At 73.2% G+C, this 15,326-nt stretch carries 18 protein-coding genes; 10 read left to right on the top strand and 8 right to left on the bottom strand.

Going from position 1 to position 15,326, the window contains the following annotated elements:
- The first annotated feature begins 36 nt into the window (after window positions 1–36).
- The gene (locus tag ACXJKA_RS14160) at window positions 37–702 is read left to right on the top strand and encodes a DUF998 domain-containing protein (RefSeq protein ID WP_456825849.1); all 666 of its coding nucleotides are present in this window, start codon (window positions 37–39) and stop codon (window positions 700–702) included.
- Here the strand turns inward: ACXJKA_RS14160 and ACXJKA_RS14155 are convergent.
- Both ACXJKA_RS14155 and ACXJKA_RS14150 read right to left on the bottom strand, forming a co-directional pair.
- Window positions 651–1,103 carry an SRPBCC family protein gene (locus ACXJKA_RS14155; RefSeq protein ID WP_456825848.1) on the bottom strand — a complete coding sequence of 151 codons (453 nt, stop codon included), beginning with the start codon at window positions 1,101–1,103 and terminating at the stop codon, window positions 651–653. The genes ACXJKA_RS14160 and ACXJKA_RS14155 overlap by 52 nt on opposite strands.
- Window positions 1,100–1,447, bottom strand: coding sequence for an ArsR/SmtB family transcription factor (locus ACXJKA_RS14150; RefSeq protein WP_456825847.1), 348 nt, complete (start codon window positions 1,445–1,447; stop codon window positions 1,100–1,102). Before ACXJKA_RS14150 ends, ACXJKA_RS14155 begins: the two co-directional genes overlap by 4 nt.
- Window positions 1,448–1,553: 106 nt before the next feature.
- Between ACXJKA_RS14150 and ACXJKA_RS14145 the strand changes: the two genes are divergently transcribed.
- Window positions 1,554–2,141 (top strand): dihydrofolate reductase family protein, encoded by a 588-nt coding sequence (locus ACXJKA_RS14145; protein ID WP_456825846.1) that lies wholly within the window; start codon window positions 1,554–1,556, stop codon window positions 2,139–2,141.
- 33 nt (window positions 2,142–2,174) lie between these two features.
- Window positions 2,175–2,606: a DoxX family protein gene (locus tag ACXJKA_RS14140; protein ID WP_456825845.1), complete on the top strand. Its 432-nt coding sequence runs from the start codon at window positions 2,175–2,177 to the stop codon at window positions 2,604–2,606.
- Here the strand turns inward: ACXJKA_RS14140 and ACXJKA_RS14135 are convergent.
- Together ACXJKA_RS14135 and rlmC are read right to left on the bottom strand one after the other, a co-directional pair.
- Entirely contained in the window at window positions 2,603–3,781 is a 1,179-nt protein-coding gene (locus ACXJKA_RS14135; RefSeq protein WP_456825844.1) for a flavin-containing monooxygenase, read from the bottom strand. The two genes, ACXJKA_RS14140 and ACXJKA_RS14135, sit on opposite strands and share 4 nt — an antisense overlap.
- 137 nt (window positions 3,782–3,918) lie before the next feature.
- Window positions 3,919–5,043, bottom strand: a complete 1,125-nt coding sequence (rlmC, locus tag ACXJKA_RS14130) for a 23S rRNA (uracil(747)-C(5))-methyltransferase RlmC (protein WP_456825843.1) — start codon at window positions 5,041–5,043, stop codon at window positions 3,919–3,921.
- Between the two features lie 419 nt (window positions 5,044–5,462).
- Between rlmC and ACXJKA_RS14125 the strand changes: the two genes are divergently transcribed.
- From ACXJKA_RS14125 to ACXJKA_RS14115, 3 genes are all read left to right on the top strand, one after another.
- Window positions 5,463–6,572, top strand: a complete 1,110-nt coding sequence (locus tag ACXJKA_RS14125) for an ABC transporter substrate-binding protein (protein WP_456825842.1) — start codon at window positions 5,463–5,465, stop codon at window positions 6,570–6,572.
- Between the two features lie 62 nt (window positions 6,573–6,634).
- Window positions 6,635–7,360, top strand: coding sequence for an ABC transporter ATP-binding protein (locus ACXJKA_RS14120; RefSeq protein WP_456825952.1), 726 nt, complete (start codon window positions 6,635–6,637; stop codon window positions 7,358–7,360).
- Entirely contained in the window at window positions 7,350–8,255 is a 906-nt protein-coding gene (locus tag ACXJKA_RS14115; protein WP_456825841.1) for an ABC transporter permease, read from the top strand. Before ACXJKA_RS14120 ends, ACXJKA_RS14115 begins: the two co-directional genes overlap by 11 nt.
- Here ACXJKA_RS14115 and ACXJKA_RS14110 read toward each other — a convergent pair.
- Complete coding sequence (locus tag ACXJKA_RS14110; protein ID WP_456825840.1) at window positions 8,252–8,764, bottom strand: mycothiol transferase; 513 nt, start codon at window positions 8,762–8,764, stop codon at window positions 8,252–8,254. The genes ACXJKA_RS14115 and ACXJKA_RS14110 overlap by 4 nt on opposite strands.
- Before the next feature lie 84 nt (window positions 8,765–8,848).
- Here ACXJKA_RS14110 and ACXJKA_RS14105 point away from each other — a divergent pair, with 84 nt between their 5' ends.
- Both ACXJKA_RS14105 and ACXJKA_RS14100 read left to right on the top strand, forming a co-directional pair.
- Complete coding sequence (locus ACXJKA_RS14105; protein WP_456825839.1) at window positions 8,849–9,598, top strand: NAD-dependent epimerase/dehydratase family protein; 750 nt, start codon at window positions 8,849–8,851, stop codon at window positions 9,596–9,598.
- Window positions 9,595–9,891, top strand: coding sequence for a DUF1905 domain-containing protein (locus tag ACXJKA_RS14100; RefSeq protein WP_456825838.1), 297 nt, complete (start codon window positions 9,595–9,597; stop codon window positions 9,889–9,891). Before ACXJKA_RS14105 ends, ACXJKA_RS14100 begins: the two co-directional genes overlap by 4 nt.
- Here the strand turns inward: ACXJKA_RS14100 and ACXJKA_RS14095 are convergent.
- Window positions 9,888–10,388: an AAA family ATPase gene (locus ACXJKA_RS14095; RefSeq protein ID WP_456825837.1), complete on the bottom strand. Its 501-nt coding sequence runs from the start codon at window positions 10,386–10,388 to the stop codon at window positions 9,888–9,890. The genes ACXJKA_RS14100 and ACXJKA_RS14095 overlap by 4 nt on opposite strands.
- A 106-nt stretch (window positions 10,389–10,494) precedes the next feature.
- On the opposite strand from ACXJKA_RS14095, the gene ACXJKA_RS14090 reads away from it, so the two are divergent.
- Complete coding sequence (locus ACXJKA_RS14090) at window positions 10,495–10,863, top strand: DoxX family protein (protein ID WP_456825836.1); 369 nt, start codon at window positions 10,495–10,497, stop codon at window positions 10,861–10,863.
- Here the strand turns inward: ACXJKA_RS14090 and ACXJKA_RS14085 are convergent.
- Window positions 10,860–13,034, bottom strand: a complete 2,175-nt coding sequence (locus tag ACXJKA_RS14085; RefSeq protein WP_456825835.1) for an alpha/beta fold hydrolase — start codon at window positions 13,032–13,034, stop codon at window positions 10,860–10,862. The two genes, ACXJKA_RS14090 and ACXJKA_RS14085, sit on opposite strands and share 4 nt — an antisense overlap.
- Window positions 13,031–14,110, bottom strand: a complete 1,080-nt coding sequence (locus tag ACXJKA_RS14080; protein ID WP_456825834.1) for a class I SAM-dependent methyltransferase — start codon at window positions 14,108–14,110, stop codon at window positions 13,031–13,033. Before ACXJKA_RS14080 ends, ACXJKA_RS14085 begins: the two co-directional genes overlap by 4 nt.
- 106 nt (window positions 14,111–14,216) lie before the next feature.
- Between ACXJKA_RS14080 and ACXJKA_RS14075 the strand changes: the two genes are divergently transcribed.
- Window positions 14,217–15,326: ATP-binding protein (locus tag ACXJKA_RS14075; RefSeq protein ID WP_456825833.1), on the top strand; the 1,110-nt coding region annotated here is incomplete at its 3' end.

The raw sequence follows: 15,326 nt of genomic DNA, 5'->3' as shown, positions 1-15,326 counted from the left end.
GTCTCCGACAACTCCGACCGGAAGGGCAGTCCCTCGATGACCGTCCCCCGCTGGGCGCTCGCGTCCGCGATCGCCGCACCCGTCGCAATGATCGGCGGCTGGACCCTCGCGGCCGCCCAGCAACCATCGTTCGACGCCGTGCAGGAGACCATCAGCGCGCTCGCGGCGTCGACCGCGACCGACCCCTGGATCATGACCACGGGCCTCGCGATCACCGGCGTGGCGCACATGGTCACCGCCGCAGGCCTGCGGCCGGTCCCCCGCGCCGCCCGGGCGATGCACGCGCTCGGCGGCGCCGCCACGCTCGCGGTCGCAGCCCTCCCGGTCGACGCATACCCGACGGCGCACGGCATCGCGGCGGGCATCGGCTTCGGGGCTCTCGCCCTGTGGCCCGCGCTCGCCCGGCGCCGCGGGGCGACCGGCGTCCTGCGGCCCGCCGTGGGTCTCGGCGCCTCCGCGGCGCTGGTCGGCCTGCTCGGCGTGTTCGTCGTCGAGCTGCAGGTCGACGGCGATGCGGTCGGCCTCAGCGAGCGCGCCCTCGCCGGCGCGCAGGCGCTCTGGCCACTGGTGGTCGTCGTCGCCCTACGGCGCGACGCGCGCCGAGCCCCGCCGACCCCCGAGGGCCGGCGGGGCGGCGGGCGCAGAAAGCGTCAGGCGAGCCGCTCCGACAGGACGTCGAACGCGGAATCCCACCCGTCGTAGACGCTCTCGTCGCCGGGCTCCCCACCCACGCCGTCCAGGTGGAAGACCATGCGCGTCCGCGGCCCCAGGTCCTCCAGGGTCACGGTGATCACGGGGGCGTCTTCCTCCGGGTCGCCCGGGTCGACCCAGGTGAAGACGAGCCTCGACGGCTCGACCACCTCGCGGTACGTGCCGCTCGTCGGGTAGGTGCTGCCGTCGGGCGCGACCATCGTGTAGCGGTACGTCCCGCCCGGGCGCACGTCGAGCTCGACGGAGTCGCGGGGCGTCTCGACCCCGCGCGGGTGCCACCACGCGGCGGCCTCGTCGGGGTCGGTCCACGCGCGCCAGATCTCGGCGCGCGGCGCATCGAAGATGCGCGTGATGGTGAAGGCCTTCTGCAGGGTCTGGTCCGTCTCGATCATCGGTCTGCCTCTCCTGAGTGTTGTCGGGTCTGTCGCAGTCGCTCGTCCAGCAGATCGAAGCGCTCCTCCCAGTGCCGACGGTGCCCGTCGACCCAGGCGGCGACCTCGTCCAGCGGCTCCGTGCGCAGCGCGCAGGTGCGCCACTGGGCCGTGACCGTGCGCTCGATGAGCCCGGCCTCCTCCAGCACCCGCAGGTGCTGCGAGACGGCCGACCTGCTCATCGCGAACGGCGCGGCCACCTCACCGGCGGTCGTCGGCCCCTGCGAGAGCTGCGTGAGGATCGCCCGCCGGGTCGGGTCCGCGAGCGCGGCGAACACCACGCTGAGGGCGTCCCGTTCGGGCATGTGAGCAACTCCTTAATTAAGCGACGCCTTCAACGTAGGCCGGCGATCCGACGCGCGCAACCCCTGGGGGCACACTCGATGGTGAAAGACACCAGAGGAGGAGCGCATGGGCATCGTCCGCGTCAGCGCATCGGTCTCGCTCGACGGCTTCAGCGCGGGGCCGGACACCTCCGACGCGAACCCCCTGGGCGTCGGCGGCGAGCGCCTGCACAGGTGGCTGTTCCCCGACGACGGGACCGCCGCTCACGCCGACGACGCCTCGGTCGCCGCCCGGCAGCGCGCGAGCACCGGAGCGGTCGTGGTCGGGCGGCTCACCTACGACATCGGCGTCGAGCTCTGGGGCGACGTGCCCTTCCCCGTGCCGACCTTCGTCGTGACGCACCGGCCGCACGCGCCGCGGGCGATGACGAGCGCCGACTTCACCTTCGTCACCGACGGGATCGCGAGCGCCGTCGAGCAGGCGCGGGCGGCCGCGGGCGACCGGGACGTGCTGGTCATGGGCGGGGCCGCCGTATCCCAGCAGGTCATCGCCGCAGGGCTGGCCGACGAGCTGCTGCTCAACCTCGTGCCCGTGCTGCTGCACCGCGGGGAGCGACTGCTGGACCACGTCGGCGGCGGGTTGACCGAGCTGGAACGCACCGAGGTCGTCGCGACGCCGCAGGCCACCCACCTGCGCTACCGGTTCCTCCGCTGAGCGCAGCGCACCCGCGCGTGACACGCTGGGCCGATGGCGCCGACCGACCGCGAGAGCCCCTCCATCGCCCGCACCGTCGGCCGGATCGCGCTCGGCGCGGGCCTGCTGTTCGCGGGTACCAGCCACCTCAGCTGGAGCCGCACCGAGTTCCGCGCGCAGGTGCCGCCGTGGATCCCGCTCAGCACCGACGCCGTCGTCGTTGGGTCCGGGGTCGTCGAGCTGGCGCTCGGCGGCGCGCTGGTCGCCCTGCCCAAGCAGCGCGTCACCGTCGGCGGGATCGCCGCGGCGTTCTTCGTCGCGATCTTCCCGGGCAACATCTCCCAGCTGGTCACGCGCACCGACGCGTTCGGCCTCGACTCCGACCGTGCGCGCGCGATCCGCCTGCTGTTCCAGCCGCTGCTCGTCGTGTGGGCGCTGTGGTCGACCGGCGCCTGGCGGGCGTGGCGCCAGCGGGCGGCCGGCTAGCCCGGAGTCACGGCCGTCGGCAGCGACGCCTGCCGGCTGCGGTCCGTCGACCGTGCGCGCGCGATCGAGCGCGCGATCCGGCCGGCGTCGATCCGCAGCTCGCGAAACATGCCGCTGATCGGGTTGGTGTAGCCGGTGAAGTACAGCCCCGGCGCGGCCGGGCGCGGACCGTGCGCCGTCGGCAGCCCGCGGTCGTCGAGCACGCCCAGGTCGCCCACGAGAGCCTCCAGGCCGCGGCGGTAGCCCGTCGCCGCGAGCACGACCTCGGGCGTGATCCGCGACCCGTCCGCCAGGACGACCTCCGCGCCGTCGACCGACTCGACGGCCGCGACGGGCTCGACCTTCCCGGCCTGCACGGCGGCCAGCAGACCGACGTCCTGCACGGGCACCGACCCCTCCATGACGCGCGAGTACAACCCGGTGGTCGGGCGCGGCAGGCCGTACCGCGCCAGGTCGGGGACCTCGACGCGCGCCACGGCGCGGGCGATCGCGTCGACCACCGGCACGGGCAGGTGCCGCACCACGATCCCCGTGCCCTGCGCGGGCCAGCCGAAGTTCGACCGACGCACGATGTGCGGCGCCGTCCGCACGGCGAGCCGGACGCGCGACGCCCCGCCCTCGACCAGGTCGACCGCGATCTCGGCGCCGGTGTTCCCGACGCCGACGACGAGGACGTCGCGACCGCGGTACGGCGCCGGGTTCCGGTACGTCGAGGCGTGCAGCACCTCGCCCGGGAACCCCTCGACGCCCGGCCACGCCGGCGGCACGGGCGTGTGGTTGTACCCCGTGGCGACGACGACCTCGGCGGCGTCGAGCGTCTCGCCGTCCGCGGTGCGCACCGACCAGCCGCCGGCGGCACGCTCGATGCCGGTGACCTCCACGCCCGTGCGCACGTCCAGGTGGTGCCGTACCGCGTACGCGTCCAGGTAGTCCACGACGTCCTGGCGGGCGACCCACCGGCCGTAGCGGCGCGGGAACGGCATGCCGGGCAGGCTGGAGAGCCGGCGCGTGGTGTGCAGGTGGAGCCGCTCGTAGTGCCGACGCCAGGACGCGCCGACGGCGTCGGACCGCTCGAGGACCAGGGCCGGGACGCCGCGTCGGCCGAGCGCGGCGGCGACGGCGAGGCCGGCGGGGCCTCCGCCGACGACGATGACGGGGAGGCTGCCACTGTGCATGCCTCTTCCTACGTTCCCGGGGCAACCCGCGACCAGAGGCCGTTCGGGTGGTAGTTATCGACAGTCAACCGGACAGTCTGATGTGTCGAATTGACGATGAGCCCATGGATCACCCGATCTCGGACACCGCGGCTGAGCTATGCCCGCTCGAGCAGCGTCAGCACCTCGTAATGCGTGGTCTGCGGGAACATGTCGAGCACCTGGGCGCGACGCGGTCGTAGCGACGGCATCGCCGCGAGGTCCCGGGCGAGCGACGCCGCGTTGCAGCTGGAGTACACAACCTGCCGGACGCCCGACGCCTCCAACCACCGGCTGAGCTCCTCGCCGATCCCGCGCCGCGGCGGGTTGACGATCACGAGGTCCGGCGCCCGCGCCTCCCCCAGCGCGAACGCGGTGGCGTCCCCGGCCGCGAAGCGCACGCGGGAGAGCCCGGCGTCGGCGGCACTCAGCGCCGCGCTGGCGATCGCCTCGGCGCTGGTCTCGATCCCGATGACCTCGCGGGCGGGGTCGGCGCAGTGCAGGGCGAACCCGCCGACGCCGCAGTAGAGATCCCAGACGGAGGCTGGCGCGAGCTCGTCGACCCACGCAGTCGCCTGCCGGTACAGCGCCGCGGCGATCTCGGTGTTCGTCTGGAAGAAGCTCTGGGGGCGCAGGTGCAGGTCGATCCCGTTGAGGCGCATCCGCAGGGTCTCGTCGGCGGTGAGGAGGATCTCGCGGTCGCCCTCGAGCACGGCCTTGTGGTCCGGCAGCAGGTTGACCGACACCACGCGCAGCGCCGGCAGCGCCTCGAGCAGCCAGGCCAGGTGCTTGCGGATCCGGGCGACCGGCTCCTGGGAGCGCAGCACGAACCGGAGCATGAGCTCACCGTCCGGTGACTGCGTGACCAGCAGGTTCTTCAGCTCACCCGAGCGCGCCGGCACGTCGTACGGCGTGAGGTTCGCGCGCGTGACGAACGCGGAGAGCATCGGGAACGTCGCCGCGAGGTCGTCCGGGTAGAGGCCACAGCCCTGCAGGTCCACGCCGCGCCCCTCGGCGTCGAGGATCCCGAGTGTCGGCGCGGCGGCCGTGCCGCCGACGACCATCTTCGCCTTGTTCCGGTACCCCGACTCGCGGCCGCTGACCGGCGGGAGCCAGACCAGATCCTCGCGCTCGCCGAGCAGGTGCTGGCAGTGCCGCTCCTTGTCCGCGACCTGCTCGCCGTGCGGGCGCCCCATCCACGTGCACGACCGGCAGCGGTGCGCGTCGAAGTAGGGGCACTGCATGGCCGCGACTCTACGTCGCCGCCTGCGAGGCGATCGTGCACAGCTACCGCGACGGCTGCCCAAATCCTGAGTATCCCGATCAACATACGAGACGAGGGTGTCCGAAACCGGCGGCAGCCGTCATCCTCGTCCCATGCAGTCCACCCGCCGCCCCGTCACGACGTGCTGTCCCGTCGTCACGGTCGCCGCGCGCCCCTGCTGTCCGCGGACCGTCTGAACCCAGCTCCGCCCGTCCCCCCTGGCGAAGCGCTCGACGCCCCGCCACCTCGGACCGCGGCTCGACGCACCGCCACACCCGTCCCCCACGGAGGTCACGCCTCATGGCGTCCACCCATGTTCCTGCCCTGGTGTCGCCCGAACGATGTCGCTGAGCCCGCCCGCTCACCGACCGCTCGCCCTCGACACCCCAAGGATCTGACATGACTGCCCGGACCACGCGCCGCGTCGCCCTCGCACTGACCGCCCTGCTCACCGCCTCGCTGGCCGCCTGCTCGTCGAGCGCCGCGGGCGACGACACCGCCGACGCGGCCGCCTCGCCCTCCGAGAGCGCGGCCCTCGCGGAGGCCCCCGAGCTGCGCCTCGGCTACTTCGCCAACCTCACGCACGCCAACGCGCTCGTGGGCGTCGACGACGGCACCTACCAGAAGGCGCTCGGCGACACGAAGCTGACCACGCAGATCTTCAACGCCGGCCCTGCCGCCGTCGAGGGCCTGTTCGGCGGCGCCATCGACGCGTCGTTCATCGGCCCCAACCCCGCCATCAACGCGTTCGCGCAGTCCAACGGCGACGCGATCCGCATCGTCAGCGGCGCGACCTCGGGCGGTGCCCAGCTGGTGGTCCGTGACGGCATCGACAAGCCGGCCGACCTCAAGGGCACCACGCTGGCCACCCCGCAGCTGGGCAACACCCAGGACGTGGCCCTGCGCGCGTGGCTCGACGACAACGACCTCAAGACGTCGCTGACCGGGGGCGAGAGCGACGTGACCATCGCCCCGCAGGAGAACTCGCAGACGCTCGACGCCTTCAAGGCGGGCACGCTGGACGGTGCCTGGCTCCCGGAGCCGTGGGCGTCGCGCCTCGTGGTCGACGCGGGCGCGCACGTGCTGGTGGACGAGAAGGACCTGTGGCCCGACGGCGACTTCGTCACCACGCACCTCATCGTCACCACCGACTTCCTGTCGAAGTACCCCGGCACGGTGAAGAAGCTCATCGAGGCCGAGTACGAGACGAGCCAGTGGATCGAGGCGAACCCCGAGGAGGCCAAGACCACGGCCAACGCCGCGATCGAGAAGCTCAGCGGCAAGCCGCTCTCGCAGGAGGTGCTCGACCGGGCGTGGGGCAACCTGCGCCTCACGCTCGACCCGATCGCCTCGAGCCTGCAGACGTCGGCCGACAACGGCGTCGCGGCGGGCGTCTCCAAGGAGACCGACCTGCACGGCATCTACGACCTGACGCTGCTCAACCAGGTCCTCGCGGACAACGGCCAGGACCCGGTCGACGACGCAGGGCTCGGGGCGTCGGGCAAGTGACGACCACGACCGCGACGGCGACCCCGGTGACCACCGACTCCGGGGCCGCCGTCGCGGCGCGCCTGACGGACGTCACGCAGCACTTCGGCGAGGCGTCCCGGCCGCCCGTGCTGGAGCACATCGACCTCACCGTCCACCGCGGGGAGTTCGTCAGCCTGCTCGGCGCGTCCGGCTGCGGGAAGTCGACGCTGCTCTCGCTCGTCGCCGGGCTGGACAAGCCCGTCTCCGGCACGGTCGAGGTCACCGGTGGCCGGCCCGCGCTGATGTTCCAGGAGCCGGCGCTGTACCCGTGGCTCACGGCCGGCGCCAACATCGAGCTGGCCCTGCGGCTGCGCGGGATCGGGCGCACCGAGCGGCGCGAGGAGGCCCAGCGGCTGCTCGCGCTGGTCCGGCTCGAGGGCGCTGGCCCCAAGCGCGTGCACGAGCTGTCCGGCGGCATGCGGCAGCGCGTGGCGCTGGCCCGGGCGCTCGCCCAGGAGGGCGACCTCCTGCTCATGGACGAGCCGTTCGCGGCGCTCGACGCGATCACGCGCGACGTCCTGCACGAGGAGCTCATGCGCATCTGGGCCGAGACCGGCCGCGCGGTCATCTTCGTCACCCACAACGTCCGCGAGGCGGTCCGGCTGGGTCAGCGGGTCGTCCTGCTCTCCTCGCGGCCCGGTCGCGTGGTGCGCGAGTGGACCGTGGGCCTGCCGCAGCCGCGGCGCATCGAGGACCCGGGGGTGTCGCGCCTGAGCGCCGAGATCACCGAGCACCTGCGTGAGGAGATCGCCCGTCATGGCCACTGAGACAGCCGCCCCCGTGCGCACCAGCGAGCGCGACCTGGCCGCCGGGCTCGACGCGCTCGAGACGCCGATCGCGGTCCCCCGACGGTCGGCCTGGCAGGAGGCCTGGCGCGCCATTTGGCCGGTGCTCGGCGCCCTCGCCGTCCTCGTCGCCGTCTGGCAGGTCGCCTACGTCCTCGAGCTCAAGCCCCCGTACGCCCTGCCGAGCCCGGCCGACGTCTGGCAGACGCTGCTCGCGTCGATCCAGGACGGCTCCGCCTGGCGGGCCGTGAGCCTCAGCCTGCAGCGCGCGGCCGTCGGGTTCGTCATGTCCGTCGTCGTCGGCGTGACCATCGGTGTCGTGCTCGCGGCCTCTCCCCTGCTGCGGCGCGCGTTCGGCCCGATCGTCACGGGCCTGCAGTCGCTCCCGTCGGTGGCCTGGGTGCCTGCCGCCATCATCTGGTTCCAGTTCAGCAACGCCACGATGTACGCGGTCATCCTGCTCGGTGCCGTGCCGTCGATCGTCAACGGGCTGCTCGCCGGGACCGACCAGGTGCCGCCGCTGTACTTGCGCGTCGGCCAGGTGCTGGGCGCCCGCGGCTGGACCCGCATCCGCTACGTGCTCCTGCCCGCGGCGCTGCCCGGCTTCCTGGGCGGGCTCAAGCAGGGCTGGGCGTTCGCGTGGCGTTCCCTCATGGCCGCCGAGCTCATCACGTACTCGCCGCAGCTGGGCACCGGCCTGGGCCAGCTGCTCGACATCGGCCGGACGACCAGCGACATGTCGCTCGTCATCGCGGCGATCAGCCTGATCTTCCTGGTCGGCATCCTCATCGAGCTGCTGGTGTTCGCTCCGCTCGAGCGGCACGTGCTGCACTCGCGTGGGCTCACCGGCGCGGTGTCGTCGAAGGGCCGCGGCTAGGACCGCGCGCGCCCCAGCATCCCGCGCACGTACGACGCCTGGCCCGCGTGCTGCAGGCTGTCGCCGACGATGCTGACCAGCCGCACTCCGAGCGTCACCGGCGGGTCCCAGCGCTCGTCGACCACGACGTCGAGGTCGGCGTCGGTCAGTCGCTCGAGGTACGCGGTCGTCTGCTTCTCGACCGCGCCGTAGTACCCCAGCAGGAGCTCGCCCGACGCCCGGACCCCGGCGACCTCGGCGGCGCTCTGCCCGTACCCGCTGGCGGCGCGGTCGAACGGCAGGTCGAAGCGGTCCGCCCACCCCTGGGCGGTCCAGACCTGCTCGACGCCGGCGACGTCGGCGATCTGCGCGTCCTGGCCGCGGCCCGCGTGCCACGCGAGCCAGGCGATGGTGTTCGCGGCGGGATCGGGCCGCCACGTCAGGTCATCGACGGACAACCCGCCGACGGCGCGCTCCAGCACCTCCCCCACGCGGGAGAACGACTCGGTCAGCAGCTGGGAGATGTCCACGAGCACCGACGCTACGACGAGCGACCTGGACCCGCGCGATGGGGAAGGATGACGACAGGCGCAGGGCCCCGACGAGGAGGATCAATGACCGGCACAGTCGTGGTCACGGGCGCGGCCGGACGGGTCGGCACGTACCTGCGGCACGCGGACGGCGGCCTCGCGGCGCGGGGCTGGACGCCGATCCTGCTCGACGTGACGGACCCGGGCGAGCCGTTCAGGCACGTCGACATCCTCGACGAGGACGCGCTCACCGCGGCGATGACCGGCGTGGACGCTGTCGTGCACCTGGCCGCCATCCCGGGCGAGGACACGTGGGACGCCATCCTGCGCACCAACATCGACGGCACCTACCGAGTCCTCGAGGCCGCCCGGCGCGCCGGTGTCGGGCGGGTGGTCCTGGCCAGCTCCTGCCACGCCGTCGGCTACTACCCGGCCGACGAGATCGCCCGCACGGACCGGACGACGCGCCCCGACACCCTCTACGGCGTCTCCAAGGTCGCCGACGAGGCGCTGGCCAGCCTGTACGCCGACCGGTACGGGCTCGAGACGGTCTCCCTGCGGATCGGGCAGTGCGACGACGTGCCGCGGACCGCGTTCCACCTGGGCATCTGGCTCAGCCCCGGCGACCTGGTCCGGCTGGTCGACGCCGCTCTGCGCGGACCGGTCGGCGGGCACTGCATCGCGTACGGCATCTCCGCGAACACGCGCGGCTGGTGGGACCTGACCACCGCGCGGGCGCTGGGGTACGAGCCGCAGGACGACGCCGAGCGCTACGTCGACGACGTCGCGCCGTACGACGGCCCGCAGCTCCTGGGCGCCGACATGGTGACGTGAGCTACGCGTTCGAGGCGCCGCTGTGGCTCTGGGATGCCCGGCGCACCGACGTGTGGACCTTCGTCAACCTCCCGACGGAGATCGCTGACGAGGTGCTCGACCTCGTCGGCGACCGCACCCGCGGGTTCGGGTCCGTGCGGGTCGAGGTCACCGTGGGCGGCACGGTGTGGCGGACGTCGATCTTCCCGTCGTCGGACACCTACGTGCTGCCGGTGAAGAAGGCCGTGCGCCGGGCCGAGTCGCTCGAGGTCGGCGACCCGGTCCGCGTGCAGCTGACGCTGGTGGACTTCTAGGTCCCGGCCCGGCATCGGCGAAGGATCTCGTCGACGACGGCCTCGATCGGCGCGGTCGCGTCGATGACCTCGCCGTTCTGCGGAACGTCCGCGCCGGTCTGGTGAAACCGCACGATGAGCGCTCGGTCCGTGGGCACCCCGCCACCCCACTCCTCGTCGGGACGCGCGTTGAGCCGCTCGTGCAACGTGGCGAGGTCGACCCTGAGGACGAAGACCTTGTCGAACAGGTCGAGGAAGCGGGAGAAGTTGCGCGAGCCGCCGCAGAAGAAGGTCGCCGCCTCCCTCTGGTCGGCCGCCAGGGCCCTGACCTTGTCGACATCCCAGAGGTGGTTCTCGTGCGCGCCGACCGTGGTCGGTGCGCCGGTCTCCGGGTCGCCCTGGTACGCCAGCTCCCGGTCCCCGTGGATCACCTGGTACCCGCGCCGCGCCAGCTCGTCGGCCACCGACGTCTTGCCGGTGCCGGACAGGCCCTCGACCAGATAGTTCCGCCTGCCCACGTCAGCGCCTCCCGTGTGGGTAGCGAACATCGATGTGCCGTGTGTCGACCCCTCCGATGATCACTGATGATGTGGCTACCAACCAGTCGTCACCATCGGAGCCCGCATGACCGTCGCCTACTGGGTCCTCGCGTCCCTGCTCGCCGCCCTGTACCTCTACTCGGGCGGCAAGAAGGTGCTGCAGTCGCGGGACCAGCTGCGGCCGATGATGGCGTGGGTGGACGACCTGCCCTTCCGGCTCGTGCGCACGATCGGCGTCCTGGAGGTGCTGGGCGCCGTCGCGCTGATCGTGCCTCCCCTGGTCGGCGTCGCCCCGTGGCTCGCCCTCGTCGCCGCGATCGGCTTCGTGCTCCTGCAGATCGGCGCGATCACGCTGCACGTGTCGCGCGGCGAGGTCCGGTCCGCGATCGCGTTCAACGGGACGCTGCTCGTCCTGGCCGGCATCACGGCCTGGCTCGCGACGAGCTGGGTCTAGACGAGGCCCGCCAGCAGCGCCGCGGCCCGCGCCGCGCCGTCGGTCTGCACCGGCCGGTAGCGGACGTCCCGACCGGCCTCCTTGAGGATCGCCTCCGCGAGCGCGTCCGGGTCGAGCGCGTCCTCGTAGGCCAGGTGCCGACCGGCCTCGTACCGGTCGAGCCGCTTGCGCACGTGCACGTTCTGCTCGAAGTGGTGGCGCAGCGGCACGAAGACGAACGGCTTGTTCAGCGCCGTGAGCTCCATCGTCGTCGTCAGGCCGCCCTGCACCACGGCGACGTCGCTCGCCGCGAGGTGCCGGAACAGGTCGGGCACGTAGCCGAGCACCGTCGAGCCCTCGCCCGTCGGCAGCGAGTCCGGGTCGATGCGGGGACCGGTGACGAAGGCGAACCGGAGCTCCGGGGCCGCCTCGCGCACCAGCGGCACGACGTCCATCACGCGGCGCAGCAGCGAGGTGCCGACGCCCGAGCCGCCGACGGTCACCACGCAGAGCTTCTCGCCCGGCCCCACGCCCAGCTCGGCGCGCAGCCGCTCGGTGCCCTCCAGCGACGCCGGGTCGAACCCGGTCACGTACCCGGCGAAGTCGAAGTTCTCCTCCGTCCAGGCGCGGATGCTGGGCAGGCCGGGACCGAAGTCGTCCTCGACCACGTCGTCGGGATCGCCGACGAACACCGACCGGTCCCGCACGCGCGCGAACCGGGCGCGCTGCTCGATCATCTCGGCGTTGTAGTCGGCCGTCAGCGCGGCCTCCGCGGCGCCGCCATCGGCCATCGGCAGCCAGCCGACGAAGTCCGTCATCCAGGCGAACGCGAACCGCTTGAGCTCGGGGTTCTCGTGCAGGAAGTAGTCGACGTCCCACGCCTCGTCGCCGATCACCAGGTCGTAGTCGCCGTCGGCCACGACCTCGTCGAACACCATGAAGTTGTGCACCAGGATCTCGTCCATCCGGCGGATGGCCTGGAACGCGTGCAGGTCGTGCTCGCCGGCCTCGTGCTCGATGTGGCCCGACTCGTTGCGCAGCCACGCCGACGCCGGATGGACGCGCTCGCCGTGCTGCGCGAGCACCCGGGTGACCGGGTTCTGCGCGAGCCAGTCGATCTGGAGCCCGGGGCGGCGCGCGCGCAGCTCGGCCGCGATGGTGACGTCGCGCTGGGCGTGCCCGAGGCCGATGGGCGACGAGAGGTACAGCGCGCGCGGCGCCCGGCTCGCGGCTCGCCGCCACGTCGGTCGGGGGGGCGCCGGGTGCAGCCGGTCGACGAACTGCGCGATCAGGTGATTGACCTTCACCGGGTCGCGCGCCGACGGGCCGTGCCCCGCGTCCTCGAGGAGGACCAGGTCGCCGCGGGTCAGCTCGGCCAGCTTCTCGCCGAACGCCTGCGGACGGATGCGGTCGTCGGTGCCGTGCACCACGACCACGGGACAGGTGACCTTCTCGGCCAGCGGGGCGATCGGCTCGCAGATCGCCCCGTCACACCCGAGGCGGCCGGCGGTCGTGTCCGCGAGCACCTGCGGCGTGATCTCGTGCGCCCAGCCGATGCAGTCCTCGATCTGCTTGGTCGAGTGCGGCTCCGGGAACATCTTGCGGAAGAAGAACGCCGTGAAGTCGTCGTATCCGCCGCCCAGCCAGTAGTGCTTGTTGTACTTGGACCAGCCGTGCGTGTCCTCCAGCGGCTCGTCCCACGGCACGTGGTCGCGGCCCGGAGTCGCCACGTCCAGGCCGCACGACGGGGCGATCGCCATCAGCCCGGTCACGCGCTCGGGGTGCTTGGCAGCGACGTGCACCGCCCAGGACGCCCCGCACGACTCGGTGACCAGCACCGCCGCGTCAGTCGCCGTGACGTCGAGCACGGCGACGATGTCCGCGGCGTACTCGACGTCCGTGTAGGCGGCCGCCCCCTCCGGCCGCCCGGAGCGACCGCTCCCCCGGCCATCGAACATGATCACCCGGTAGTGCCGGGCGAGGAAGCCGATCTGCGCCTTCCAGAACTGCGACGGCACGATCGACCAGGTGGGGACCAGCACCACGGTGGGCGCGTGGTCCTGGCCGTAGACCGCGTAGGCGAGCTCCACCCCGTCCCGGACGACGACGCCCTCGTCGTCGGGGTCTGCAGACCTGCTCGGGTGCATGACTTGCACCCGAGCAGTGTCCGCCTCACGGGTGCCCTTCGTCACGGGCGCACCTCGAACACATTGTTGAACGGCGTGCTCGCGGCGGTGCGGAAGGTCGAGAACCCGGCGGCCGTGGAGACGTCGCGGATCTTGGCCGGGCCCGCCTGCGTGCCGAGGGCGAGCCCGACGTCCTGGCTCAGCGACGCGGGCGTGCACAGGAGCGTCGAGAAGCCGTAGTAGGCCCGGCCGACGGTGTTCAGGTTGTCCTCGACGCGGTCGCCCGCCATCGGCTCGACCACCATCCAGGTGCCGTCCTCCGCGATCGCGCTGCGCACGTGCCGCGCGGCGCCCACCGGGTCGCCCATGTCGTGCAGGGCGTCGAAGACCGCGATGAGGTCGTAGCCGGTGCCGGTGAACTCGGTGGACGACGCGACCTCGAACGTGACCCGGTCCGCCACGCCCGCGTCCACGGCGCGCTCGCGAGCGACGGCGATCGACTCGGCGTGGTAGTCCGAGCCGACGAAGACCGAGCTCGGGAACGCCTTCGCCAGCAGGATCGTCGAGGCGCCGTGCCCGCAGCCGACGTCGGCCACGCGGGCGCCGGCCTCGAGCATGGCCTGGACGCCGTCGAGCGCGGGGATCCACTCGGTGAGCAGGTGCCCGTTGTACATGGTGCGGAAGAACCGCTCACAACCGTGGTGCACGTCCGCGTGGTGCTGGTGCCAGCCGAGGCCGTCACCGTCGCGGGCAGCGTCGAAGATGGCCGGGGCGTCGTGGACGGTGCCGAACGCCAGCTGGAAGAAGCCGGCCAGGTACGCGGCGCTCGACGGGTCCGCGAGCGCGACGGCGTGCTCGGCCGGCAGCGTGTAGCGCCGGTCCTCGGCGTCGAACTCGACGTAGCCGCCGGCGGCCTGGTTGTTGAGCCACTCGCGGGCGTAGTGCTCGCTGGTGCCGGTCTGCTCGGCGAGCTCGGCCGGGGTGGTCGGGCGCCCGTCGGCCATCGCCGTGTAGTAGCCCAGCTTGTCGCCCATCACGACCAGCGCCGTGTTCAGGGTCGCGCCGACCTCGTCGACGGCGCGGAACACGAAGGACATGAGCTTGTCGGGGTCGATGGTCCGCTGGGGAAGGGTCTCCGTCATGGTCGTGCGCTCCTCGGTTGGGGTGGACCTGTCCCTGTCGACACTGGCGGGGACGGGCACCCGTCGGATCAGGTGGCCCCCCTGGTCCGCTCCCTAGACTCGATCTGTGCTGGTCGGCCGCGAGCGCGAACGCCAGGTCATCGCGACGCTGGTCGCCGCCGCGCGCGTCGGCGAGAGCGGCACGCTGGTGCTCACCGGCGAGGCGGGGATCGGCAAGAGCGCGCTGCTCGAGGACGCCGTGTCGGCCGTGTCCGACGCGGGGATGCGCGTGCTGCGCGCCGCGGGGATCGACGCCGAGCGGGAGGTGCCGTTCGGCGGGCTGCTCCAGCTCCTGCGGCCCGTGCTCGGCCTGCTCGACGCCATCCCGGCGCCCCAGGCTGAGGCGCTCGGCTCGGCGCTCGCGCTGGTGCCGGGCTCCGGCGGCGAGCGGTTCGCGGTCGGCGCGGCGGTGCTCAGCCTGCTGAGCCGCGTGGCCGAGGACGGCCCGGTCGCGGTGGTCGTCGACGACGCCCACCTGCTCGACCCTCCGTCGGCCCAGGCCCTGTGCTTCGCGGCCCGGCGCCTCACGGCCGACCCCGTCGTCGTCCTGCTCGCGGCCCGCGACGAGGCGCCGTCGGTGGTGGGCTCGGCCGGCCTGCCGGAGCTCGCGCTCCGGGGCCTGGCGGACGACGACGCCGCGTCGCTCGCCCGCTCGGTCGGCCACCGCCTCTCCGACGAGGCCCGCGCGCACCTGCTGGCGGCGACCGGCGGCAACCCGCTCGCGCTGCTCGAGCTCACCGACGACGGGGTCGACGCCGTCCCCCCGGGCGCGCCGATCCCGGTGCCCGCCTCCCTGGCCAGGACGTTCGCCCGACGGGCGGACCAGCTCTCGCCGGCGGCCCGGACGGCCCTGCTCGTCGCGGCGGCCGGTGGCGGAGACCTCACCACGATCACCGGGGCGTGCGCGCTGCTCGACGTCTCCGTGACCGACCTCGACGAGGCCGCGCAGGCGCAGCTGCTCACCGTCGGGCCCGACCGCGTGACGTTCCGGCACGACCTGGTCCGCTCCGGCATCTACGCGGAGGCGGTGCCGGCCACCCTCCGTGCCGTCCACGCGGCGCTCGCCCGCGCGGTGCCGGCCGACGACGTCGACCGCCGCGCCTGGCACCTCGGGGAGGCGACGGCCACCCCCGACGCCGCCGTCGCGACCGTGCTCGACGACGCCGCGACCCGCGCC

Source organism: Cellulomonas sp. P5_E12 (genome assembly GCF_054049315.1).
Note: the sequence above shows the minus strand (reverse complement) of the source record. Positions and strands in the feature narration are given on the sequence as shown.